Below are 22,715 nucleotides of genomic sequence, written 5' to 3'. Positions count from 1 at the left end.
CTGGAAATGCTCAAATCCTTTAGGCCGGATCAGAATTCCAGCCTTCTTTACAATTCTATAGAATGATGAATCGAGCGTTAACCATAACGGGTATCGCACCCCGTTATGACAATTTTTACGATTTAGTTTGGCTTACGCGCGCCGCTTGAAGCGTGCTGCGAAGAAACCGTCCATGCCCGCCCTATGCGGATCGCCGTTGAAACGCTCGGGCGGAAGATCGGCTGGCGTGGAACGAAGATAGCCTTCGCTGGTGATCAGACCTTCCAGACCGGCGCAATCGTCCACGGTGATCGGGAAAGGCTCCAGCAGCGGATTTTCTGCCGCCTTGCGGGCCATTTCCTCGCCCTCAAGCGGATGCAGCGAGCAGTTGGAAAAGACGATGACGCCGCCGGGCTTTACCAAGGTTGCAGCATGGGCCAGCAGCTTGCCCTGAAGATCGGCAAGCTTGGTGATATCCTGTGGCGTCTTGGTCCACGGAACGTCGGGATGACGGCGCACCGTACCGGTGGAAGAGCAGGGCGCATCGAGCAGAACCGCGTCGAAAAGCTCTTCCGGCGCAAAATCCATCAGATTGGTCGCAACGGTCTTCGCCTCGAAACCGAGACGCTCCAGATTGCCGCGCAGGCGCTTCAACCGGTTTTCCGACAGGTCGAGCGCGGTGACATCGGCACCCTGTTGCACGAGCTGGGCCGTCTTGCCGCCGGGCGCGGCGCAGAGATCGGCGACGCGTTTGCCCTTGATATCGCCCATCAGGCGTGCAGGCAGGCTTGCCGCCACGTCTTGCACCCACCAGTCCCCCTCGGCGAAGCCCGGAAGGTCGGTCAGCGCACCCTCCACCGTCTGCACACGGACAGAACCGTTCGGCAGCGCAATGCCGCCCAGTTTTTCGGCCCATAGCTCCGGGTCGCTCTTCACGGTGAAATCGATTGGCGGCTCATAGGCATGCATGGCGAAGATGGCCGCAGCCTTTTCCGCGCCGTAAGCATCGACGATGCTCTTGGCGAACCATTCGGGCACGTTGCCTTCCGGTAGCAACGTGTGTGCCAGCGCGCGTTCCTTGTTGCGCGACAGGCGACGCAGCAATGCGTTGACCAGACCGGCATATTTGCGATTGCGCGGATCGGCATTGGCGGCTTCCACCGCCAGATCCACCGCCGAATGGTCGGGAAGGTTGAGATAGAAAATCTGCGCCACGGCGACATGCAGCAAATGCTTCAGCGCAACGGCATTTTCCGGCAGCGGGCGGTCGAGACGTTTGGAAATGGCCCGTTCAATGGCGCCGCGATTGCGCAGGCTTGCACCCAGAATCGCACGTACCAGCGCGCGATCACGCGGCTCCAGCGCCAGATATTGCGGATGGCCATGGCTGTTGTCGGTGAGACCGTCCAGCGAGGTGTTCTTTTCGATCACCGCACCCAGCAGGCGCGCCGCACATTGACGCGCGCTCAAGCCGGGGCGTTCCACCGCGTTGTTCTGCACCGATGGCTTGTTGTTTCCGCGCTTTGGCGCGGGCTTCTTATCGTTCACGCTATTCTGCTTTTATGAGATGATTTTCAGGACCATGGCCCCCGATAACCGGAACCGCCACTGTTGTTATCGCCTGCATTACCACTTCTTTGGCCCCAGGGACCACTGTTTTGTGACGGGGCAGCAGCGCGGGGAGCCATTCCGGTTGAGCGAATGCCCATTTCTCCGGCCAATTGTTCAAGCGCCGCGATGCGATTGTCGGTGTCCGGATGGGTTGAGAAAAGATTGTCGGCACCCCGTCCGCTCAGCGGATTGATGATGAACATATGCGCCGTTGCCGGGTTGTGTTCGGCATTTTCATTGACGGTCGCCTTGGCGCTGCGGGCGATCTTGTTAAGCGCCGAAGACAGCCATAGCGGGTTGCCGCAGATTTCTGCGCCACGTTTGTCGGCGGCATATTCGCGGGTACGGCTCACGGCCATCTGAACGATCATCGCGGCAAAGGGCGCGACGATCATCGCCAGAATGGTGCCGATAACACCAATGACACCATTGCCGTTTTCGCGGTTGCCGCCGAGGAAAAAGGCGAAATTGCCGAGCATCGAAATGGCACCGGCCAGCGTCGCCACGATGGTCATGGTGAGCGTATCGCGGTTTTGCACATGCGCCAGCTCATGCGCCATCACGCCCGCGACTTCTTCCGGCGTTAAGCGCTGGAGAAGACCCGTGGTGGCGGCGACAGCCGCATTTTCGGGATTGCGCCCGGTGGCAAAGGCGTTGGGCTGGTCCTCGTGGATGATGAACACCTTTGGCATCGGCAAGCCGGCATTGGCGGCAAGTCCGCGCACCATGCGGTAATAATCCGGCGCCGTGCGCTCATCGACCTGCTGCGCATTGTACATCCGCAGCACCATCTTGTCGGAGTTCCAGTAACCGAACAGGTTCATGCCGACAGCAAACACCAGCGCGATCATCATGCCGCCGCCGCCGCCCAGCAAATAGCCGATGCTCATGAACATGACTGTCATGAGAGCAATCAGCATGGCAGTTTTCGTCATATTCATGCGTCGTGATCTCCAATTCAGCGAGAGTTTATCTCAAACAGGGTTTTGCGTCCCACCTATTCCTGCCTATATGATGGGTATCAAAAGCCTGCGCTTCAATAATAGGACTTCAGCGGATGACCGATAAACGCGACGAAACCGACATCGACGAGAACGCTGCGCCGCGCAAGTTTGACGATCTGCCTCCGGCTGCCCAGCGCGCCCTCAAGGAAGCGGAAGAACGCCGCGCTACCGAAACCAGTGCCAAGGCCCCGCGTGAAATCGGCGGGCGCGGTGGCAAGGACCCGGCGCGTTTCGGCGATTGGGAGATTAAGGGTAGGACAATCGACTTCTAAGCTTCGGATATTTCAGCTACCGCGGCCTGCGCGCGCCCCTCATCCTGAGCCGGTGCGTAGCACCGTGTCGAAGGACGAGGCTGTGCTTCCCTCCTGATCCTTCGAGACAGCGGCCTTCGACAAGCTCAGGACGCTTCCTCAGGATGAGGAGGGCGCATCCAAAAATGAAAAGGCCGGGAAAATCCCGGCCCTTCTGTTTTACTTCTTGTTTTGACGGTTTTCGATCAGGTCGTCCACCACGCCCGGATCGGCGAGGGTTGACGTGTCGCCCAGTGAACCGAAATCGTCTTCGGCGATCTTGCGCAGGATACGGCGCATGATCTTGCCCGAACGGGTTTTCGGCAGGCCGGGCGCGAACTGGATCTTGTCCGGTGTGGCGATGGGGCCGATTTCCTTGCGCACGTGCTGGGTCAGCTCCTTGCGCAGTTCGTCGGCGTCCTGTGTTTCTGCGCCGGTCATCAAGGTGACGTAGCAATAAATGCCCTGTCCCTTGATCCCGTGCGGATAACCAACAACGGCAGCTTCGGAAACCGAATGATGTGAGACAAGCGCCGATTCGATTTCCGCCGTGCCGAGGCGATGGCCGGAAATATTCAGCACGTCATCGACGCGACCGGTGATCCAGTAATAACCGTCTTCATCGCGGCGGCAGCCGTCACCGGTGAAATACTTGCCCTTGTAGGTGGAGAAGTAAGCCTCGATGAAGCGCTTGTGATCGCCGTAAAGCGTGCGCATCTGGCCGGGCCAGCTGTCGGTGATGCAGAGATTGCCATCGGTCGCACCATCGACCACATTGCCTTCATTATCCACGAGCTCCGGCTTGACGCCGAAGAACGGGCGCGTGGCGGAGCCGGGCTTGAGGTCGGTCGCGCCGGGCAGCGGCGTGATCAGAATGCCGCCGGTTTCCGTCTGCCACCAGGTATCGACGATGGGCGACTTTTCCTCGCCGACCACATGATAATACCATTCCCAGGCTTCCGGATTGATCGGCTCGCCGACCGAGCCAAGCAGGCGCAGCGATGAGCGGGAAGAACGCGTCACAAATTCATCGCCAGCGCCCATCAGCGCGCGGATCGCCGTTGGCGCGGTATAGAAGATGTTGACATGGTGCTTGTCGATGACTTCCCAGAACCGGCCCTGATCGGGGAAATTCGGCACGCCTTCAAACATGAGCGTCGTGGCGCCATTGGCCAGCGGTCCATAGACGATATAGGAATGGCCCGTGACCCAACCCACATCCGCCGTGCACCAGTAGGTGTCGCCGTCGTGATAGTCGAAGACATATTGGTGCGTCATCGAAGCATAGACGAGATAGCCGCCGGTGGTGTGCAGCACACCCTTCGGCTTGCCGGTGGAGCCGGACGTGTAGAGGATGAAGAGCGGATCTTCCGCATTCATCGGTTCCGGTTCGCAATGCGGCTCGACGCTGGCGACTTCCTGATGATACCACAGATCGCGGCCACGGCCCCAGCTGACCTTGCCGCCGGTGCGGCGCACGACCAGCACCTTGTTGACCATGACATATTGCTTGGCGGCAATATCGATGGCGGTGTCGGTGTTTTCCTTCAGCGGAACCGGCTTGCCGCCACGCACGCCTTCATCGGCGGTGATGACAAATGTGGATTCACAATCGACGATACGACCGGCCAGCGCTTCGGGTGAGAAGCCTGCGAAAACCACGGAATGCACCGCGCCGATGCGCGCGCAGGCGAGCATGGCATAGGCGGCTTCCGGAATCATCGGCAGATAGATCGTGACGCGGTCGCCCTTCTTGACGCCATGCTTCTTGAGCACATTCGCCATGCGGCAAACGTTCTCATAGAGCTCGCGATAGGTAATCTTCTTGTCGATATAGGGGTTGTCGCCTTCCCAGATGATGGCGACCTTGTCGCCACGGCTCTTCAGGTGGCGATCAATACAATTATAGGAAACGTTGGTGACGCCGTCTTCATACCACTTGATGGAGACGTCGCCGTTGAAATCGGTGTTCTTGACCTTGGTGAAAGGCTTGAACCAGTCGATGCGGCGACCGTGCTTGGCCCAGAAGCCATCCGGATCGCTCACGCTTTCCTTGTACCATTCGAGGTAGGTCTCATTGTCAATGAGCGTGTTCTTCTTTGCCTCCGGCAGCACGGGGTAAAGCTTTTCCGACATCATTTCCTCCAAGTTTCACCAACGTCCTCTCGTCGGTGCGTGGTTCGTAACCACTGTTGGGTCTTATCTAGCTTCCTAAGCGGTGAAGGTAAATTAGACGATAGGACCGTCTGCCGTCCACAATGACGCAGGTTAAATCTCTGCATTGGCAGCACTCATGCCTCTATGGTGTTAACATATTGTTTTTACACTTTAAAAACTATTTGGAGCGATTATCTCAAATACGGGAGCCAAATATATGGCTCTTCAAAAAAAGGGGAAATCGCCATGACGACGTCCGCTTTTCACGCGAGATCGGCCTTCGAACTGCAACTCGCCGGTTACGGTCTGACGACGGCAAAACTTTTCTATCACATGCCGGATCACCCGCATCTGCTGCAGCTGTTTGTCTGGCAGGAATATGATGTCGCGCCGGAATTTCCGGTGCTGCATCATTTCATCGAGTTCTGGAAACGGGAGATCGACGGGCCGCTGCATTCGGTGACATATACCCATTGCCGCTTGCTCGGCCCATCGGACTGGAAAAATGTGCAGGGGGAGATCGTTCTGCACTAACTTCCTGCACGACTGAAAAAAATCAGGCCGGAGACGTATAGGACCGACCGCCGAAAATCGCTGAGCCGACCCGAACCGAGGTCGCGCCGAAGCCGATAGCGGTCTCATAATCGCCTGACATGCCCATGGAGAGCTTCTCGACGCCAGCTTCGCGGGCGAGCTTTTCCAGCAGGGCAAAATGTGGTCCCGGGTTTTCATCGGCAGGCGGGATGCACATCAGCCCTTCGATGGCGAGGCCATGTTCATCACGACAGCGGGCGACAAAGGCGACGGCGTCCTTCGGTGCGATGCCGGCCTTTTGTTCTTCCAGACCCGTATTGACCTGCACATAAAGTTTCGGGCTCTTGCCCTGCTTGGCGATCTCGTCGGCAAGCGCGGCTGCGATCTTCTCGCGGTCCACCGTTTCGATGACGTCGAACAGGGCGACGGCATCGGCTGCCTTGTTGGATTGCAACGGGCCGATCAGATGCAGTTCGATGCCGGAATAATGGTCGCGCAGTTCAGGCCATTTGGCTTGTGCTTCCTGCACACGGTTTTCCCCGAAGACGCGCTGTCCGGCGTCGAGCGTCGGGCGGATCGCATCCGCATCGAAGGTTTTCGACACGGCGACGAGCGTGACCGAACCTTCGTTGCGATGCGCTTCCTTTTCGGCATTGGCGATTGCGGCCTTGACCGTGTTCAGGTTCGTGACGATATCTGACATGAAACTCTCGCTTTCAGGCTTTTCATCCGCAAAAGGTTGACGCTTTCGCCAATACGTGGTGAAGGTCGCCATTAAATATCGACTCTCCTTATTGCATCACCTTCGTACGAGTAAATACGGACATGGCAGCCGAACGTTATAATCCGCGCGTGGCGGAAGCTCACTGGCAGAAAGTCTGGGAAGAAAACCGGACTTTCGAAACGGACAACAGCGATCCGCGCGAGAAGTATTATGTGCTTGAGATGTTCCCCTATCCATCGGGGCGCATCCATATGGGCCATGTGCGCAACTATGCGATGGGCGATGTCGTTGCCCGCTACAAGCGTGCCAAGGGTTTCAATGTGCTCCACCCGATGGGTTGGGACGCGTTCGGCATGCCTGCGGAAAATGCCGCGATGCAGAACAAGGTGCATCCGAAGGAATGGACCTACCAGAACATCGAAACGATGAAGCGCCAGCTCAAGTCCATGGGCCTGTCGCTTGATTGGTCGCGTGAATTCGCGACCTGCGATGTGGAATATTACCATCGTCAGCAGATGCTGTTCATCGACCTGTTCGAAAAAGGTCTGGTGACGCGCAAAACCTCCAAGGTCAACTGGGACCCGGTGGACAACACCGTGCTCGCCAATGAGCAGGTGGTGGACGGTCGCGGCTGGCGCTCAGGCGCGCTGGTCGAACAGCGCGAACTGACGCAGTGGTTCTTCAAGATCACTGATTTCAGCGAGGAATTGCTGGCCGGTCTCGACACGCTCGACCAGTGGCCGGAAAAAGTTCGCCTGATGCAGCGCAACTGGATCGGCAAGTCGGAAGGCTTGCAGGTTCGTTTCGCGCTCGACGGCAAGACGGCACCGGAAGGCTTCTCGGAAATCGAGGTTTACACGACGCGTCCCGACACACTGTTCGGCGCGGCTTTTGTCGCGATTTCCGCCGATCATCCGCTGGCCAAAAAGCTTGCCGAAGGTAATGCTGCGCTGACCGGCTTCATCGAAGAATGCCACCAGCACGGCACCTCGCTTGCAGCGCTTGAAACCGCTGAAAAGAAGGGCTTTGATACCGGCGTCAAGGTCAAGCACCCGTTCGACGAGAACTGGGAGCTGCCGGTCTATGTCGCCAATTTCGTGCTGATGGAATATGGCACGGGCGCTGTTTTCGGCTGTCCGGCGCATGACCAGCGCGATCTGGATTTCGCCAATAAATATGCGCTGAAGGTAACGCCGGTCGTGCTGCCGAAGGGCGAGGACGCTGCCACTTTTGCCATCACCGACTCGGCCTATACCGATGACGGCGTGATGATCAATTCGCGTTTCCTCGATGGTCTGGCGCCGGAAGCAGCCTTCAACGAGGTTGCAAACCGTCTGGAACAGACCACGCTTGGCAATCGTCCGCAAGCGGCCCGCAAGGTGCAGTTCCGTCTGCGCGACTGGGGCATTTCGCGCCAGCGCTATTGGGGCTGCCCGATCCCGATGATCCATTGCGAGAGCTGTGGCGTCAATCCGGTGCCGCGCGCCGACCTGCCGGTCAAGCTGCCGGACGATGTGGATTTCGACCGTCCGGGCAATCCGCTGGATCGTCATGCCACGTGGCGTCATGTGAAGTGCCCGAAATGCGGTGGCGAAGCCCGGCGCGAGACCGACACGATGGATACGTTTGTCGATTCGTCCTGGTACTATGCGCGCTTCACGGCGCCGTGGGAAAACGAGCCGACCGATCGTGCGATTGCAGACCGCTGGCTGCCGGTCGACCAGTATATCGGTGGTGTCGAACACGCGATCCTGCATCTGCTCTATTCGCGCTTTTTCACCCGCGCCATGAAGGTTACGGGCCATGTCGGTCTGGATGAGCCCTTCAAGGGCCTGTTCACGCAGGGCATGGTTGTGCACGAAACCTACAAGGCCGATGGTCAGTGGGTTGCTCCTGCCGATATCCGCATTGAGGACATTGACGGCAAGCGCACCGCAACCATGCTGGACAGCGGTGCGCCGGTTGAAATCGGTTCCATCGAGAAGATGTCGAAGTCGAAGAAGAATGTCGTTGATCCTGACGATATCATCTCTTCTTATGGTGCAGATACTGCGCGCTGGTTCATGCTGTCCGATTCGCCGCCGGAACGTGACGTTATCTGGACGGAAGCAGGCGCCGAAGGCGCACATCGTTTCGTGCAGCGCGTCTGGCGTCTGGTGTCGGAAGCAGCCGAACATCTGAAGGATGTCGCGCCGAAGACCGGTTCGCAGGGCGAAGCGCTTGCCGTTTCCAAGGCCGTGCATAAGACGGTCAACGCTGTTGGCGACGATATCGAAAAGCTCGCTTTCAATCGCGGCGTTGCGCGACTTTATGAGCTGGTGAATGCGCTTGCAGCACCGTTGCAGCTTGTCGCTTCGGACAAGGCCGATGATGAGCTGAAGGGCGCTGTTCGTGACGCCACGGAAAAGCTTATCCAGATGCTCGCACCGATGATGCCGCATCTTGCTGAACAGTGCCTGACGGAACTGGGCGGCAAGATCGCCGGACAGCAAACGTTGGTCGCCCGCGCGCCATGGCCGCTCTTCGACGCCGCATTGGTGGTGGAAAACGAGATCGTGATGCCGGTGCAGATCAACGGCAAGAAGCGTGGGGATTTGACAATCGCCCGCGACGCTGATCAAGCTAGCATCCAGCAGGCGGTGCTCGAACTTGACTTCGTCAAGGCTGCGCTCAACGGGGGCTCGCCGAAGAAGATTATCGTGGTGCCGCAAAGGATCGTCAATGTCGTTGCCTGATCGTTTCCTCTCCGCAATCAAGACTTTCCGCGTCGCTTTTGTGGCTGTGGGAGCTGCGGTTCTCCTTGCTGGCTGCACGGTGCAGCCGCTTTATTCGTCGGGCGGCGGCGCCGGTGGTTCGATCGGCGGCAGTGTGACGCCGGATATGCGCACCAAGCTTGCTTCCGTGTCCATCGATCCGGCTGGCGATGTCTATGGCCAGCAGGTGCGCAATCGCCTGATCTTCCTGCTCGGCGGTGGCGCTGGCGAACCAGCCAACCCGATGTATCGTCTGAGCCTCGGCCTCAGCACGAGCACGATTTCCGCCGTGAGCGTGGATATCGGCGATCAGACCGACCGCACGGGCCGTCCATCGGCTGGTATCGTCAAGGCGACGTCGAATTTCGTGCTGCGTGACAAGGACGGCAAGCCGCTTGCCACGGGCACACGAACGACGGGCGCTTCCTTTGATCGTCCGCGTCAGGAATTCGCAAACCTTCGTGCAGAACGCGATGCGCGCAAGCGCGCCGCGGAAGAACTGGCCGAACAGGTTTTCCTCGCATTGGCGCAGAAGCTGTCGAAGCTCTGATCGTTCCTCTGATCTGAAATCACAAAAGCGGCGCTTCCGGGCGCCGTTTTTTTTGTTTCGCTAACCACAAAAAGGCTCAAGGAATTCAGCAAGGTAACATTGCTGTTCCCTGCAAACATTTTTATAACTCCTTGTTTTAAATGAACTAATTTACAATTTGCATATTGCCCGAGGCGTGACGCGAAAAATGGGAAGCGACTTCCCCATGCGTCATGCGTGAAAGCCGCGCGGTGTGTCCGTCGGTTCAATCATTATTTCAGGAGTATTCAGATGATGCGATTTTCAGACCTCATGAAAGGCATGGCCTTTGCGGCACTAGGCGTGGCGGGACTGGCCGTTGCGGGTCCGGCAGCGGCACAGGAAAAGGCAGCGCCGTTGCAGTGGCAGTTTTTCCAGGCCGATGAGAATGGCTTCAACCGGACGCCGGTTCTGTTGACGGGGGAAAAGGAAGCCATTCTGCTCGATGGCGGTTTTACCTTCTCCGATGGCAAGGCAGTTGCCGAAAAGATCAGGGAAACCGGCAAGAAGCTCACCACGGTCTATGTCAGCCAGAGCGACCCCGACTATTATTTCAACCTGCGCGAGATCAAGTCGGCTTTCCCGGATGTCAAAATCATCGCTGCTCCTGAAACCGTTGCCGCCATCAATGGCAATGTCGAGACGAAGCTTAAGGTCTGGGGACCGCAGCTGAAGGATAATGGCCCGCAGAACCTCTCCGATCTGGTCCTGCCGCAGGCCTCGGATGTGAAGACGCTCACGCTGGAAGGCAACGAGATTGAGATCGTCCCGGCTGAAGGCATGAAGAACCGCCGCTATCTTTGGGTGCCATCGCTGAAGGCGGTGTTCGGCGGCGTGTTGATTGGCGCAGGCGAGCATATCTGGCTGGCCGATACGGCTGACAAGGCGCAGCGCGAGGCATGGATCAAGAACCTCGATGCGATTGCGGCGCGCAATCCTGAAGTGGTTGTCCCGGCCCATATGATGGCCGGTTCTGCGACGGATGTTTCGGCGGTCAAATTCACCCGCGATTATATCGCTGCATTCGATGAGGAGGCCGACAAGGCCAAGGATAGTGCCACGCTTATCGCTGCGATGAAGAAGCGCTATCCGGATCTGGGCGGCGAAAGCAGCCTGGAACTGGGCGCCAAGGTCATCAAGGGCGAGATGAAATGGGAATAATGCGCGGCCAAGAGACAATCGCCGGTTCGAGCCTGTGACGGCCTTGGCCGGTTGATTGGAATTTGTGGTTCGCATCGAGACGGATATAAAGGGCGGCGCGGCATGTGCCGCCCTTGTTGTGTCAGCCTGTTGTGGAGATCATGCGCCTCGCTTCCTTTTCGGCCAAAGGCTATCGTTCGCTGCGTTCTGTCCGGTTCGATCTTGGACAGGTGACGGTGTTCGTCGGTGAAAACGGGGCGGGCAAATCCAATCTCTATCGGGCTTTGCAACTGATCAAGGCGGCTGCGGAAGGCAATTTCTCCACGGAGATCGTGCGGGAAGGCGGCATGCAGTCGGCCATGTGGAGCGGCGGTCGTCGCAAGCACGAATCGGCGCGGATCATTCTGGAAGCGGATTTCGAGGACGAAAGGCTGGCGTCGCGCCTTTCCTATCGGGTGGAGGCGGGTTTGCCGCCACCTGTTTCCGGGGCATTTCCTTTCGAGCCGCAGATCAAGGAAGAACAGCTTAATCTCGATACGGGTCGTCGCCCGGTCGATCTCATGGACCGGCGCGGTCCGGCGGTCTTTGCCCGCGATGGGGAAGGGCGGCGCATGGAGCATCCGACGCGGCTTCTGACATCGGAAAGCGGGCTGGCCGTGCTTGGTCAGTCGGGCCATTATCCCGAGATCGGCGACCTCGCGGCGCAACTGCGTGGCTGGCGATTTTATCACGGCTTCCGAAGCGACCGCGACGCTCCTGCACGCCAGCCTTCCATTGCGGCCACCGCAGCCATGCTGGACGAGGATGGCGGCAATCTTGCCTCAGTCTTTGCCACGCTTGCGCATATCCGTCAGGATACGGTCGATCTGGATCGCTTTATAGAAGAGGCGCTGGATGGTGCGAAACTGGTCGTTCCTTATCCGGAAGAAACCGCCAGTTTCGGCCTGAATTTTCCAGCTTTCCCGCCCCGCATCTTTCGACCCGGCGAATTGTCCGACGGACAGATTCGCCTATTGGCGCTGGCGGGCGCGCTTTTAGCCTACCGCCTGCCGCCATTGATCGCGCTGAACGAACCGGAAGCAAGCCTGCACCCGGACATGATCCCGTCACTTGCGAGAATGATCGCGCAGGCATCCGAGCGCAGCCAGATCTGGGTTGTAACCCATTCCAGCGCTCTTGCCAGCGCTATAGCCGAGCATTGCGGCAGCAGGCCGATTCGGGTCAGCAAGCAGGATGGTGAAACGGTTCTGGAATAAAAAAGCGGGCCGAAGCCCGCCTTTCATTTGTTTCGCAAAAATCGCTGATTAAGCGATCTTCTGACCGGTCTTCGCCCAATCGGCGAGGAAGGTTTCGAGGCCCTTGTCGGTCAGCGGATGCTTGACGAGCGCCTTGAGCGTTGCCGCAGGCGCGGTCACGACATCGGCACCGATCAGCGCTGCTTCCTTGACGTGATTGACGGTGCGAACCGAAGCGGCAAGAATTTCGGTGCGGAAATCGTAATTGTCATAGATCGTGCGGATTTCCGCAATCAGTTCCATGCCGTTGATAGCCATATCGTCGAGACGACCGATGAACGGCGAAATGAAGGTCGCGCCAGCCTTGGCTGCAAGAAGCGCCTGATTGGCCGAGAAGCAGAGCGTCATATTGACCTTGTGGCCATCGGAAGACAGAGCCTTACAGGCCTTCAGTCCGTCGAAGGTTACGGGCAGCTTGATGCAGATATTATCTGCATATTTGGCGATGTGGGCAGCTTCCTTCATCATCTGCTCATATTCGGTCGCGGCAACTTCGGCAGAAACCGGACCCTTGACGAAGGAGCAGATTTCCTTGGTAACTTCCTCGATATTGCGACCCGACTTCAGGATGAGGGATGGGTTGGTGGTCACGCCATCGACCAGTCCAAGGTCGTTCAGTTCGCGGATTTCCTTGACGTCCGCAGTGTCCACGAAAAACTTCATAACAGCGTTCCTCCATAGTGAGCGCGGGTGGTTTTGGGAGCTAAATCCGTTTAAGTCCCGGAAGGTGGCTTTTCTTTAGCGCAAAGCCGCGCCAAGGTCACGCGATCATGTCGAAAGATTCGCACGATATTGCTAACCCTGTTCTGGGCCTGTTTTCGGACGCGCTGCCGGGCTTCACGCCGCGCGTGGTTCCCGTGCTGGTGCCTATGCCAGCAGAACGGCCTTATTCTTATATGGTCCCGGAGGGCATGAACGTCCAGCCCGGGTCGATCGTGCGCGTCCCGCTCGGACCGCGTGAAGTCGCGGGCATCGTCTGTGAGGGCGAAACCGATGCGGTCGACGCCAAAAAGCTCAGAGCGATTTCCGAAGTGTTCGATTGTCCGCCGGTGGATGGCGAGATGCTCCGCTTCATGCGCTGGGCTGCGGATTACACGCTTTCGCCGCCCGGCATGGTGGCGCGTATGGTTTTGCGCGTGCCTGCCGCCTTCGACCCCGAGCCGTCTGTGCCGGGCCTGCGTTATTCCGGCGGTGAACCGGAGCGCATGACCGACGCGCGCGCCCGCGTGATGGAGCTTGCCCGCGACGGGCTTGCCTGGACCCGGTCGGGTCTCGCCCATGCGGCGGGCGTTTCGGCAACGGTCGTAGAGGGATTGAAGGCGCAGGGCGTCTTTGATGAAGTGATGCTGCCACCGCCCGCCGTAGTGGCGAAGCCCCACACGGATTATGCCCGCGCCACGCTCTCGGAAGACCAGCAGGCAGCTGCCGAAATGCTTTCTGATTCCGTCGCGGCGGATTGTTTTTCCGTTTCCCTCCTCGATGGCGTGACGGGATCAGGCAAGACCGAAGTTTATTTCGAAGCTGTCGCCAAGGCGCTCGATCAGGGCAAGCAGGTGCTGATTCTCCTGCCCGAAATCGCGCTGACACAGCAGTTTCTCGACCGCTTTCATGATCGTTTCGGTGCCAAGCCCGCCGAATGGCATTCAGACCTTGCGCCCCGCACCCGCGAGCGCGTCTGGCGTCAGGTCACGGAAGGCACGGTACGGGTGGTTGCGGGCGCCCGTTCGGCGCTGTTTCTGTCCTTCAAGGAACTGGGGCTGATCGTGGTCGATGAAGAACATGATCCGGCTTACAAACAGGAAGACCGGGTTTTCTACAATGCCCGCGATATGGCCGTCGTGCGCGGCCATATTGGCGGTTTCCCGGTGGTGCTGGCTTCGGCGACACCCTCCATTGAAAGTCAGGTCAATGCGGATCAGGGCCGCTACAAGCGAATCAAGCTTTACGGGCGCTATGCGGAAGCCGCACTCCCCGATCTTAAAACCATCGACATGCGGCGGTCACCGCCGCCGCCGGGACGCTTTCTGTCGCCCGCACTCACCGAAGCGGTCGGCAAGACCGTCGCGCGCGGCGAACAGGCCCTGCTGTTCCTCAACCGTCGCGGCTATGCGCCGCTGACATTGTGCCGGGTGTGCGGTCACCGCTTTCAGTGCCCGCAATGTTCAAGCTGGCTGGTCGAGCATCGCTTTCGCGGCCAGCTGATGTGCCATCAGTGCGGTTATCATGAGCCGACGCCGGAAGCCTGTCCCGAATGCGGCACGCTCGATCATCTGGTCGCCTGTGGCCCCGGCGTGGAACGGATCGCGGAGGAAGTTGCCGCGACGTTCAACGAAGCGCGAATCATAGTGCTTTCGTCTGATATGGCGGGCGGCGTGAAGCGGCTGCGTCTGGAACTCGACGCCATTGCGAAGGGCGAGGCGGATATCGTCATCGGCACGCAGCTCGTCGCGAAGGGGCACAATTTTCCCAATATGACGCTGGTAGGTGTGGTGGATGGCGATCTGGGGCTGGCCAATGGCGACCCGCGCGCCGCCGAACGCACGTTCCAGCTTCTCAATCAGGTGACGGGCCGTGCGGGCCGTACGGGTCGCAAGAGCCTCGGTTTGATCCAGACCTATCAGCCGGATCATCCGGTGATGCGCGCCATTGTCAGCGGCGATGCGGAAGCCTTTTATGCCCGCGAAATCGAGGAGCGGGAGCGCAGCGCTCTGCCACCATTCGGACGGCTTGCTGCGCTGATCATCTCGGCCGATAACCGCCCGGATGCGGAAAACCATGCGCGCGCGCTTCGCCGCGCCGCGCCGTCCTCTTCGGAGGTTTCCGTACTCGGTCCCGCTGAAGCGCCGCTGGCGCTGGTGCGCGGCAGGCACCGCTTCCGAATATTGATCCACGGGACAAAACGCGCGGATATTCAATCCTTTATCCGTGCTTTGCTGGCTGCATCACCCAAGGAGCGAGGCTCAATCCGGGTGCAGGTTGACATCGACCCGCAAAGCTTTTTGTAAGGTTGGGCAACTATCGACGTTCATGCAAGAAATAGGGGCTTGCTTCTCTAGTCGCTAGAGGATGCAGACTGGCTTTCAAGGTTCCAATGAGGCTTGAGACCAATGAAATATACCCCTTCCCAACCCGCGCAATCATCAGCGAAGAATGGTCCCGGATTCTGGCTGGTCGCCCTTTTTGGGCTGGTGGTCTGGACATTGTTAATGTGGTTTGCCTATTCCATCTCGGATGCTGTGATCGTCTGGATCAGCGGCAACGGAGCGGTTCTGGCCGAGACCGGAAAAAGCCTGATCGGCTCGGAAGTAACAGCGCTGCTGGATACGACCAAACTGGACCAGATAGCCGGTTCAGGTATTGAATTGCTGCAGAGTTTGCTTGCGCCCGCACTTGCGATCATCTGGGTGATCGGTGCCGTGGCCATCCTCTTCATCCGGTCGATTCTGGCGCGTATCATCGGGATGCGCGGTTCGCTGTCGCGCTGAGGACTGGCTCCATTGATGTGCGTTCATGCCGTGCGATCGGTTTTCGTTTGGGCAAAACTGGTTTATAGCCGTGCTGTTCAAATTGAGGGGTGATCGCGATGGAATTCTATCTTCCCACCACGACCGGCGAATGGCTCGCCTGGAGCTCGGCAGCCGTGACGGCCTTTGCGGGCATCGTCATGCTGTTTGCGCCCGGCATCACCATGAAGCTGTTGCGGTTGCAGCCGGTCAATGCGCGACCGGAAGCGTTCAGTTCCATCCGCGCCGTGCTGGCCGGTCCATATCTCGGTCTGGGGCTTGGCTGCCTCATTTTTGCACAACCCTTCTTGTGGGTTGTTCTGGGGGCGGCGTGGGGCTTCGCCCTGTTCGGGCGCTTCATCTCGATGATGTCCGATAATGTCGGACGCGGCGGCGGCACGATCTATAACTGGTTGGCAGGAATTGTAGAATTCCTTCTGGCCGCCGGGCCATTGCTCTACGCTTTTGGCTTCATCGGTTAACCCTGCGACTTTTTTGATCGGAAAACGCGACAAAACTTACACAAAAGTGCGGGATTCGCGTGTTGCGAGTCCGGTTCGTCTATGCTAGACGGCAATCACATTTCGGTGTTGACGTGCTCGCGCGTCAGTGGTTTTCCGGAAACATTCAATAAAATCATCGGCTTGGCGTCCTGAGCAACATTGGGCCCCAAAAGGATGGTTTCAACGTAGAGAGCAGGTTGTTCGTGGCTGAAACGTCTTCGCTCATTTCAGGTGTGGCACAGCGTTACGCCGGATCGCTTTTCGAGCTGGCGCTCGAAGCCAAGTCCGTTGCTGCTGTGGAGAAAGATCTTGTTCGTTTCGAGGCGCTTCTGAGCGGAAGCGAGGACCTCAAGCGTCTGATCTCCAGTCCGGTATTTTCTTCGGAAGACCAGCTCCATGCGATCGGCGCCATTGCCGACAAGGCGGGCATCAAGGGTCTGGTAGGAAATCTCCTGCGCGTCGTCGCAGCGAACCGCCGCCTTTTCGCCCTGCCGGGCATCATCGCCGCATTCCACAAGATTGCTGCTGAACATCGCGGAGAAGTTTCCGCCGATGTCACTTCCGCGCATGCGCTGACCGCTGCGCAGGAAAACGAATTGAAGGCAACGCTGAAGAGCGTGGCCGGCAAGGACGTGACGATTAACGTCACCGTCGATCCGTCGATCCTCGGCGGTCTTATCGTCAAGATGGGTTCGCGTCAGATCGACACGTCCCTTCGCACCAAACTATCTTCTCTCAAGCTTGCACTGAAAGAGGTCGGCTGATGGACATCCGCGCTGCGGAAATTTCCGCTATCCTGAAAGAGCAAATCAAGAACTTCGGCAAGGAGGCTGAGGTCTCCGAAGTCGGTCAGGTTCTGTCCGTCGGCGACGGTATTGCTCGCGTCTATGGTCTGGACAATGTTCAGGCTGGTGAAATGGTCGAATTCCCCGGCGGCATTCGCGGCATGGCGCTCAACCTTGAAAACGACAATGTTGGTGTCGTTATCTTCGGTGCCGACCGTGACATCAAGGAAGGCGACGTCGTCAAGCGTACCGGCGCCATCGTTGACGTGCCTGTTGGTCCGGGTCTGCTCGGCCGCGTTGTCGACGCTCTCGGCAATCCGATCGACGGCAAGGGCCCAATCGTTGCTACCGAGCGTCGCCGCGTCGACGTCAAGGCACCGGGCATCATCCCGCGCAAGTCGGTTCATGAGCCAATGTCGACCGGCCTCAAGGCTGTTGACGCTCTGATCCCGGTTGGTCGTGGTCAGCGCGAGCTGGTCATCGGTGACCGTCAGACCGGCAAGACCGCCATCATTCTCGACACCTTCCTGAACCAGAAGCCGATCCACGACAACGGCCCGGACAGCGAAAAGCTTTATTGCGTTTACGTTGCTATCGGCCAGAAGCGTTCGACTGTTGCTCAGTTCGTCAAGGTTCTCGAAGAGCGCGGCGCACTCGAATATTCGATCGTTATCGCTGCTACCGCTTCCGATCCGGCTCCGATGCAGTACCTCGCTCCGTTCGCAGGTTGCGCAATGGGCGAATACTTCCGTGACAACGGTCAGCACGCTCTCATCGGTTACGACGATCTGTCCAAGCAGGCCGTTGCTTACCGTCAGATGTCCCTTCTGCTTCGTCGTCCTCCGGGCCGTGAAGCTTATCCGGGCGACGTTTTCTATCTGCACTCCCGTCTTCTCGAACGCGCTGCAAAGCTCAACGACGAAAACGGCGCTGGCTCGCTGACGGCTCTGCCGGTCATCGAAACGCAGGGCAACGACGTTTCGGCCTTCATTCCGACCAACGTGATCTCCATCACCGACGGCCAGATCTTCCTCGAAACCAACCTGTTCTATCAGGGTATCCGTCCGGCTGTTAACGTCGGTCTGTCGGTTTCGCGCGTTGGTTCTTCGGCTCAGGTCAAGGCCATGAAGCAGGTTGCCGGTTCGATCAAGGGCGAGCTCGCCCAGTATCGTGAAATGGCCGCCTTCGCACAGTTCGGTTCGGATCTCGATGCCTCGACCCAGCGTTTGCTGAACCGTGGCGCGCGTCTGACCGAGCTTCTCAAGCAGCCGCAGTTCTCGCCGCTCAAGACGGAAGAACAGGTTGCTGTGATTTATGCCGGTGTGAATGGCTATCTCGACAAGATCGCCGTCAACCAGGTTGGCAAGTTCGAAGCAGGTCTTCTTTCTTCGTTGCGCACCGAGCACAAGGATGTGCTGGATGCGATCCGCGATCAGAAGGCACTCACCGACGACATCAAAGCAAAGCTCAAGGCAGCGGTCGACGCGTTCGCCAAGTCTTTCGCTTGAATTTTGTGACGGGATGAACGGATGCCTTCACTAAAGGATCTGAGAAACCGTATCGCCTCGGTCAAGGCGACGCAGAAAATCACCAAGGCGATGCAGATGGTCGCCGCGGCGAAGCTGCGCCGTGCCCAGGAAGCTGCGGAGGCCGCTCGGCCTTACTCGCAGCGCATGGGCGCCGTTCTCGCTAATATCGCGCAGAATGTCAGCGGCGAAGATGCACCGGCATTGATGGCCGGTACAGGTAAGGACGACGTGCATCTGCTCGTCGTCTGCACTGCAGAACGTGGCCTTTGCGGCGGTTTCAACAGCCAAATCGCACGCCTGGCGCGCGATCATACCCGCAAGCTCCTCGCTGAAGGCAAGACGGTCAAGATCATCACGGTCGGCAAGAAGGGCGCAGATATTCTGCGTCGTGAATTTGCCTCTCTGATCATCGACCACGTCAATTTGCGCGAAGTCAAGCAGCTCGCTTTTGTGCATGCCGACCAGATCGGCCACAAGGTGATCGAGCTGTTTGAACAAGGCGCATTTGATGTCTGCACCCTGTTCTATTCCGAATTCAAGTCGGTGATTGCACAGATCCCGACTGCGCAGCAGATCATTCCGGCTTCGGCTGGCGATGTTGCGCAGGCGGACGCTGCAGGCGATGCGATTTATGAGTACGAACCTGATCCTGCGGCGATCCTGAGCACGCTGATCCCACGCAACATTTCGGTCCAGATTTTCCGCGCACTGTTGGAAAATGTGGCGGGCGAAATGGGCGCGAAGATGAGCGCCATGGACAATGCGACGCGTAATGCCGGTGACATGATCAACAAATTGTCGATCACGTATAACCGTCAGCGTCAGGCTCAGATCACCAAGGAACTGATCGAAATCATTTCGGGCGCGGAAGCGCTCTAGGGTTTACCGCATGGTCTATCCGGGAAGTCTGCAACTTTTCGGGACCATGCTAACGGAAGGTAAGGATCGATGGCAAAAGCAGCGACCCCGAAAACTACCGCCGCGGCCGAAGCAAAGCCGGCAGCGGCGAAGAAGGCTCCAGCCAAGGCTACACCAGCTAAGGCGGCTGCCGCCAAGACGCCAGCAGCTCCCAAGGCTGCAGCGACCGGTGCAGTTGGCAAGATCACTCAGGTCATCGGCGCTGTTGTCGACGTACAGTTCGAAGACGGTCAGCTGCCGCTGATCCTCAACGCTCTGGAAACCGACAATCTGGGCAACCGCCTGGTTCTCGAAGTTGCGCAGCATCTGGGCGAAAACACCGTTCGCACCATCGCCATGGACTCGACCGAAGGTCTGGTTCGCGGTCACGAAGTGCGCGACACCGGCAACCCGATCATGGTTCCGGTTGGTGAAGAAACGCTTGGCCGCATCATGAACGTCATCGGCGAGCCGGTTGACGAAGCTGGTCCGATCAAGACCACTGCGCGCCGCGCGATTCACCAGGAGGCTCCTGAGTATATTGAACAGTCGACCGAAGCTGAAATCCTGGTAACGGGCATCAAGGTCGTCGACCTTCTCGCTCCTTACGCCAAGGGTGGTAAGATTGGTCTGTTCGGCGGCGCCGGCGTCGGCAAGACCGTTCTCATCATGGAATTGATCAACAACGTCGCCAAGGCGCACGGTGGTTACTCGGTATTCGCGGGCGTTGGTGAACGTACCCGTGAAGGTAACGATCTTTACCACGAAATGATCGAATCGGGCGTCAACAAGCTCGGTGGCGGTGAAGGCTCCAAGGCCGCACTCGTTTACGGTCAGATGAACGAGCCTCCGGGTGCGCGCGCTCGCGTTGCCCTTTCGGGTCTGACGGTTGCTGAAAACTTCCGTGACAAGGGCCAGGACGTTCTGTTCTTCGTGGACAACATCTTCCGCTTCACGCAGGCTGGTTCGGAACTTTCGGCTCTTCTCGGCCGTATTCCTTCCGCTGTGGGTTATCAGCCGACGCTGGCAACCGACATGGGCGCGATGCAGGAACGCATCACCACGACGACCAAGGGTTCGATTACCTCGGTTCAGGCAATTTACGTTCCTGCCGACGATTTGACCGATCCTGCACCGGCTACGTCGTTCGCTCACTTGGACGCGACCACCACGCTGAACCGTTCGATCGCTGAAAAGGGTATTTACCCGGCTGTGGATCCGCTGGAATCCACGTCGCGTATGCTCGACCCGATGATCGTTGGTGAAGAACACTACGCCGTTGCCCGTCAGGTGCAGGCGATTCTGCAGCGCTACAAGGCTCTTCAGGACATCATCGCCATCCTCGGCATGGACGAACTGTCGGAAGACGACAAGCTGACCGTTGCGCGCGCTCGTAAGATCGAACGCTTCCTGTCGCAGCCGTTCTTCGTTGCTGAAGTCTTCACCGGTTCGCCAGGCAAGCTTGTCGCGCTCGAAGACACCATCAAGGGCTTCAAGGGCCTTTGCGCAGGTGAATACGATCATCTTCCAGAACCGGCCTTCTACATGGTCGGCTCGATTGAAGAAGCGATCGAAAAGGCGAAGAAGCTGGCTGCTGAAGCCGCTTGATGAATTGAGTTTCCCGGTGGGCCGAAAGGCCCACCGAGACGACCTGTTCATTTGTTTGAGCACGATCTTTTCGCAAACCGGTTTCCAGTTTCGAGATCACGCTCAGGAAATTTAAGTGAGAACCATGGCTCAAGCTTTCCAATTCGAACTCGTGTCGCCTGAACGCCTCCTGCTTTCCGCGCAGGTGACGGAAGTCGTCATTCCGGGTAGCGAAGGCTATCTGACGGCTCTCGCCGGTCATTCGCCGCTGATGTCGACGATCATGCCGGGAGTCGTTTCGGTGAAGCTTGCCGACGGCAAGTCTGACTCTTATGTGGTTTTCGGCGGTTTTGCCGATATTACCCCGCAGAGCTGCACCGTGCTGGCCGAATCCGCAACGCATGTCGACGCCATTGAGCCGTCGGACATTACGCGCCGCATCGATGAAGCCCGTAAGGCGCTCGATGATGCGACTTCGCCGGAGCATCGCACCAAGGCCGAAATCTTCCTGCACCAGCTGATGACGCTGCAGGGCGCGGTTATACCGGGCTGATACGGTAGAAAATTCACATATATTTGGGAAAGCGGACTCTGGTCCGCTTTTCTTTTTGGTTTTATTGTTCGTGTATATTTTTCTTATTTAAAATTTATTCATACTACCCGTTACTTCGGTTCTTTAATTCAGTCGCTCGCGAAGATCTTATTCTCGCACAACCTACCTTCAGCGGGTTTAAACTTCACGCTTGCGTGAGTTTTGCGTGCGGCCATTGAAAATGAACCGTGGGCCATTTATCCAGAAACACAATCGTTAGTTTACTAATATATAAGGCATCGGATATGAGCACCGCAGATCTCAGAGCAGAAATGATTGATGCCATGGCGAAGGTCAACCGCAGGCTTCGCACCGTTTTTGACGCCAGGGTAAAAGAGCGGGGCCTGACACTGGCGCGCGCGCGCACGCTACTGGCATTGATCGAGCAGGAAGGTCTTTATCAAAAGGAGCTGGCCGAAACGCTGGAGATCGAGAATGCGACCATGGTTCGTCTTCTCGATGGCCTGGAACGCCAGTCATTCATCGAGCGCCAGACGGTCGAGGGTGATCGCCGCGCCAAGCGGGTGGTGATGACCGAAGAGGGCAAGATTCTGGCCGAGCAGGTCGAAAAGCTTGCCGGTGATGTGCGTGAAGACCTGCTTGAAGGCGTGACCGACGAGGAATTGAGCGTGGCGCTGAATGTGTTGCGCAAAATGTCGGAATCAATGAACAAGACACATTGAGCGTCGCTCTCTTCGCACGACAACCAGCCGGGGCTAGCGTTCCGGCTTTTTCGTTTGCTCACGGTTTTGTGTAAATCTGCCCTTAAGCTGGTCTACTTGTGCCATTTTTCGGTCGCCAGTGCAGCGTTCACTGCACCCACAATTTTCAGGTTGGCTGCCGGGAGCGCCGGAAATGCGTTATTCGACTCAGACCCTTGTGGGCCTCATGGCTATTCTTTCCATCGTTTCGGTGCAGGCCAAAGATATGCGCCACGGTACCCGCCATTCCTATGCGCTGGCGCTCAACGATGTGAATACGGATGACGGCATGGTTTTCGACACCAATGCATCGACTTCGTTCGACGTGGCGACCGAGCGCACGCGAAGAAATGTTGTTTTGCGTTGAGCCGCCAGAGCATTTCCAGCAAAAGTGCGTAGCGCCTACGCGGGGAAATCAGTCCACTGGACTGATTTCTGCTCCCGCTTCGATACGTAGGATAATGCTTAAAAACAAATAAATAGAGCGGTTCCACGATTCCGTCTCAAACGTCAAATTCGAAAAATCCACTAGATACATATACTTGCTAGTGGTCTTTTTGATT

Annotated in this window: 21 protein-coding genes; 16 read left to right on the top strand and 5 right to left on the bottom strand. The window is 57.9% G+C overall.

The window, feature by feature from the left end:
• Nucleotides 1-132 precede the first annotated feature (132 nt).
• Nucleotides 133-1,527, bottom strand: a complete 1,395-nt coding sequence (locus ABWW11_RS20750) for an RsmB/NOP family class I SAM-dependent RNA methyltransferase (RefSeq protein WP_109369829.1) — start codon at nt 1,525-1,527, stop codon at nt 133-135.
• 26 nt (nt 1,528-1,553) lie between these two features.
• The gene (gene htpX / locus ABWW11_RS20745) at nt 1,554-2,531 is read right to left on the bottom strand and encodes a zinc metalloprotease HtpX (protein WP_109369828.1); all 978 of its coding nucleotides are present in this window, start codon (nt 2,529-2,531) and stop codon (nt 1,554-1,556) included.
• 116 nt (nt 2,532-2,647) lie between these two features.
• On the opposite strand from htpX, the gene ABWW11_RS20740 reads away from it, so the two are divergent.
• On the top strand, nt 2,648-2,866 hold the full coding sequence (locus tag ABWW11_RS20740) for a DUF1674 domain-containing protein (RefSeq protein ID WP_109369827.1): 219 nt from the start codon (nt 2,648-2,650) through the stop codon (nt 2,864-2,866).
• 198 nt (nt 2,867-3,064) lie between these two features.
• On the opposite strand, the gene acs is transcribed toward ABWW11_RS20740, so the two are convergent.
• Nucleotides 3,065-5,020, bottom strand: coding sequence for an acetate--CoA ligase (gene acs, locus ABWW11_RS20735; RefSeq protein WP_109369826.1), 1,956 nt, complete (start codon nt 5,018-5,020; stop codon nt 3,065-3,067).
• 267 nt (nt 5,021-5,287) lie between these two features.
• On the opposite strand from acs, the gene ABWW11_RS20730 reads away from it, so the two are divergent.
• On the top strand, nt 5,288-5,575 hold the full coding sequence (locus ABWW11_RS20730) for an usg protein (RefSeq protein WP_109369825.1): 288 nt from the start codon (nt 5,288-5,290) through the stop codon (nt 5,573-5,575).
• Between the two features lie 22 nt (nt 5,576-5,597).
• Here the strand turns inward: ABWW11_RS20730 and ABWW11_RS20725 are convergent, their stop codons facing one another.
• On the bottom strand, nt 5,598-6,278 hold the full coding sequence (locus ABWW11_RS20725; protein WP_109370321.1) for a YggS family pyridoxal phosphate-dependent enzyme: 681 nt from the start codon (nt 6,276-6,278) through the stop codon (nt 5,598-5,600).
• A 122-nt stretch (nt 6,279-6,400) separates the two neighbouring features.
• Between ABWW11_RS20725 and leuS the strand changes: the two genes are divergently transcribed.
• From leuS to ABWW11_RS20705, 4 genes are all read left to right on the top strand, one after another.
• Complete coding sequence (leuS, locus tag ABWW11_RS20720; protein ID WP_319080572.1) at nt 6,401-9,034, top strand: leucine--tRNA ligase; 2,634 nt, start codon at nt 6,401-6,403, stop codon at nt 9,032-9,034.
• Complete coding sequence (gene lptE / locus ABWW11_RS20715; RefSeq protein WP_109369823.1) at nt 9,021-9,602, top strand: LPS assembly lipoprotein LptE; 582 nt, start codon at nt 9,021-9,023, stop codon at nt 9,600-9,602. Before leuS ends, lptE begins: the two co-directional genes overlap by 14 nt.
• A 270-nt stretch (nt 9,603-9,872) precedes the next feature.
• Nucleotides 9,873-10,781 (top strand): MBL fold metallo-hydrolase, encoded by a 909-nt coding sequence (locus ABWW11_RS20710; RefSeq protein ID WP_244597179.1) that lies wholly within the window; start codon nt 9,873-9,875, stop codon nt 10,779-10,781.
• Nucleotides 10,782-10,921: 140 nt separating this feature from the next.
• Nucleotides 10,922-12,016, top strand: a complete 1,095-nt coding sequence (locus ABWW11_RS20705) for an AAA family ATPase (RefSeq protein ID WP_109369822.1) — start codon at nt 10,922-10,924, stop codon at nt 12,014-12,016.
• Nucleotides 12,017-12,064: 48 nt separating this feature from the next.
• Here ABWW11_RS20705 and fsa read toward each other — a convergent pair whose 3' ends face one another.
• A complete protein-coding gene (gene fsa, locus ABWW11_RS20700; RefSeq protein WP_109369821.1) occupies nt 12,065-12,718 on the bottom strand; it encodes a fructose-6-phosphate aldolase in 654 nt (217 codons plus the stop codon).
• Nucleotides 12,719-12,825: 107 nt separating this feature from the next.
• Here fsa and ABWW11_RS20695 point away from each other — a divergent pair, with 107 nt between their 5' ends.
• From ABWW11_RS20695 to ABWW11_RS20650, 10 genes are all read left to right on the top strand, one after another.
• Entirely contained in the window at nt 12,826-15,060 is a 2,235-nt protein-coding gene (locus tag ABWW11_RS20695) for a primosomal protein N' (protein ID WP_319080571.1), read from the top strand.
• Between the two features lie 102 nt (nt 15,061-15,162).
• The gene (locus ABWW11_RS20690; protein ID WP_124915896.1) at nt 15,163-15,540 is read left to right on the top strand and encodes a hypothetical protein; all 378 of its coding nucleotides are present in this window, start codon (nt 15,163-15,165) and stop codon (nt 15,538-15,540) included.
• A gap of 98 nt (nt 15,541-15,638) precedes the next feature.
• Nucleotides 15,639-16,040 carry an AGROH133_08824 family phage infection protein gene (locus tag ABWW11_RS20685; protein ID WP_109369818.1) on the top strand — a complete coding sequence of 134 codons (402 nt, stop codon included), beginning with the start codon at nt 15,639-15,641 and terminating at the stop codon, nt 16,038-16,040.
• A gap of 224 nt (nt 16,041-16,264) precedes the next feature.
• Nucleotides 16,265-16,825: a F0F1 ATP synthase subunit delta gene (locus ABWW11_RS20680; protein ID WP_109370319.1), complete on the top strand. Its 561-nt coding sequence runs from the start codon at nt 16,265-16,267 to the stop codon at nt 16,823-16,825.
• Entirely contained in the window at nt 16,825-18,354 is a 1,530-nt protein-coding gene (gene atpA, locus ABWW11_RS20675) for a F0F1 ATP synthase subunit alpha (protein ID WP_124915895.1), read from the top strand. The genes ABWW11_RS20680 and atpA overlap by 1 nt, the downstream gene beginning before the upstream one ends.
• 21 nt (nt 18,355-18,375) lie before the next feature.
• On the top strand, nt 18,376-19,254 hold the full coding sequence (locus ABWW11_RS20670) for a F0F1 ATP synthase subunit gamma (RefSeq protein ID WP_109369817.1): 879 nt from the start codon (nt 18,376-18,378) through the stop codon (nt 19,252-19,254).
• A 69-nt stretch (nt 19,255-19,323) separates the two neighbouring features.
• A complete protein-coding gene (gene atpD / locus ABWW11_RS20665; RefSeq protein WP_109369816.1) occupies nt 19,324-20,880 on the top strand; it encodes a F0F1 ATP synthase subunit beta in 1,557 nt (518 codons plus the stop codon).
• Nucleotides 20,881-21,004: 124 nt separating this feature from the next.
• A complete protein-coding gene (locus ABWW11_RS20660) occupies nt 21,005-21,412 on the top strand; it encodes a F0F1 ATP synthase subunit epsilon (RefSeq protein ID WP_078339547.1) in 408 nt (135 codons plus the stop codon).
• 284 nt (nt 21,413-21,696) lie between these two features.
• Nucleotides 21,697-22,134: a MarR family winged helix-turn-helix transcriptional regulator gene (locus tag ABWW11_RS20655; protein WP_109369815.1), complete on the top strand. Its 438-nt coding sequence runs from the start codon at nt 21,697-21,699 to the stop codon at nt 22,132-22,134.
• A 172-nt stretch (nt 22,135-22,306) separates the two neighbouring features.
• A complete protein-coding gene (locus tag ABWW11_RS20650; protein ID WP_109369814.1) occupies nt 22,307-22,519 on the top strand; it encodes a hypothetical protein in 213 nt (70 codons plus the stop codon).
• Nucleotides 22,520-22,715: the final 196 nt, after the last annotated feature.

The sequence above is a fragment of the Brucella sp. NBRC 113783 genome (assembly GCF_040372265.1).
Lineage (GTDB): Bacteria > Pseudomonadota > Alphaproteobacteria > Rhizobiales > Rhizobiaceae > Brucella > Brucella teleogrylli.
This window is presented reverse-complemented; position numbering and strand designations above follow the sequence as displayed.

Bases quoted from the DNA above. Each gene is read 5' to 3' on its own strand.
- ABWW11_RS20650 (WP_109369814.1), top strand. From the start codon at position 22,307: ATGCGTTATTCGACTCAGACCCTTGTGGGCCTCATGGCTATTCTTTCC.
- fsa (WP_109369821.1), bottom strand. From the start codon at position 12,718: ATGAAGTTTTTCGTGGACACTGCGGACGTCAAGGAAATCCGCGAACTG.
- ABWW11_RS20730 (WP_109369825.1), top strand. From the start codon at position 5,288: ATGACGACGTCCGCTTTTCACGCGAGATCGGCCTTCGAACTGCAACTC.
- atpD (WP_109369816.1), top strand. From the start codon at position 19,324: ATGGCAAAAGCAGCGACCCCGAAAACTACCGCCGCGGCCGAAGCAAAG.
- ABWW11_RS20685 (WP_109369818.1), top strand. From the start codon at position 15,639: ATGGAATTCTATCTTCCCACCACGACCGGCGAATGGCTCGCCTGGAGC.
- ABWW11_RS20670 (WP_109369817.1), top strand. From the start codon at position 18,376: ATGCCTTCACTAAAGGATCTGAGAAACCGTATCGCCTCGGTCAAGGCG.
- htpX (WP_109369828.1), bottom strand. From the start codon at position 2,531: ATGAATATGACGAAAACTGCCATGCTGATTGCTCTCATGACAGTCATG.
- acs (WP_109369826.1), bottom strand. From the start codon at position 5,020: ATGTCGGAAAAGCTTTACCCCGTGCTGCCGGAGGCAAAGAAGAACACG.
- ABWW11_RS20660 (WP_078339547.1), top strand. From the start codon at position 21,005: ATGGCTCAAGCTTTCCAATTCGAACTCGTGTCGCCTGAACGCCTCCTG.
- ABWW11_RS20710 (WP_244597179.1), top strand. From the start codon at position 9,873: ATGATGCGATTTTCAGACCTCATGAAAGGCATGGCCTTTGCGGCACTA.
- ABWW11_RS20740 (WP_109369827.1), top strand. From the start codon at position 2,648: ATGACCGATAAACGCGACGAAACCGACATCGACGAGAACGCTGCGCCG.
- ABWW11_RS20695 (WP_319080571.1), top strand. From the start codon at position 12,826: ATGTCGAAAGATTCGCACGATATTGCTAACCCTGTTCTGGGCCTGTTT.
- ABWW11_RS20725 (WP_109370321.1), bottom strand. From the start codon at position 6,278: ATGTCAGATATCGTCACGAACCTGAACACGGTCAAGGCCGCAATCGCC.
- leuS (WP_319080572.1), top strand. From the start codon at position 6,401: ATGGCAGCCGAACGTTATAATCCGCGCGTGGCGGAAGCTCACTGGCAG.
- ABWW11_RS20690 (WP_124915896.1), top strand. From the start codon at position 15,163: ATGAAATATACCCCTTCCCAACCCGCGCAATCATCAGCGAAGAATGGT.
- atpA (WP_124915895.1), top strand. From the start codon at position 16,825: ATGGACATCCGCGCTGCGGAAATTTCCGCTATCCTGAAAGAGCAAATC.
- ABWW11_RS20655 (WP_109369815.1), top strand. From the start codon at position 21,697: ATGAGCACCGCAGATCTCAGAGCAGAAATGATTGATGCCATGGCGAAG.
- ABWW11_RS20705 (WP_109369822.1), top strand. From the start codon at position 10,922: ATGCGCCTCGCTTCCTTTTCGGCCAAAGGCTATCGTTCGCTGCGTTCT.
- lptE (WP_109369823.1), top strand. From the start codon at position 9,021: ATGTCGTTGCCTGATCGTTTCCTCTCCGCAATCAAGACTTTCCGCGTC.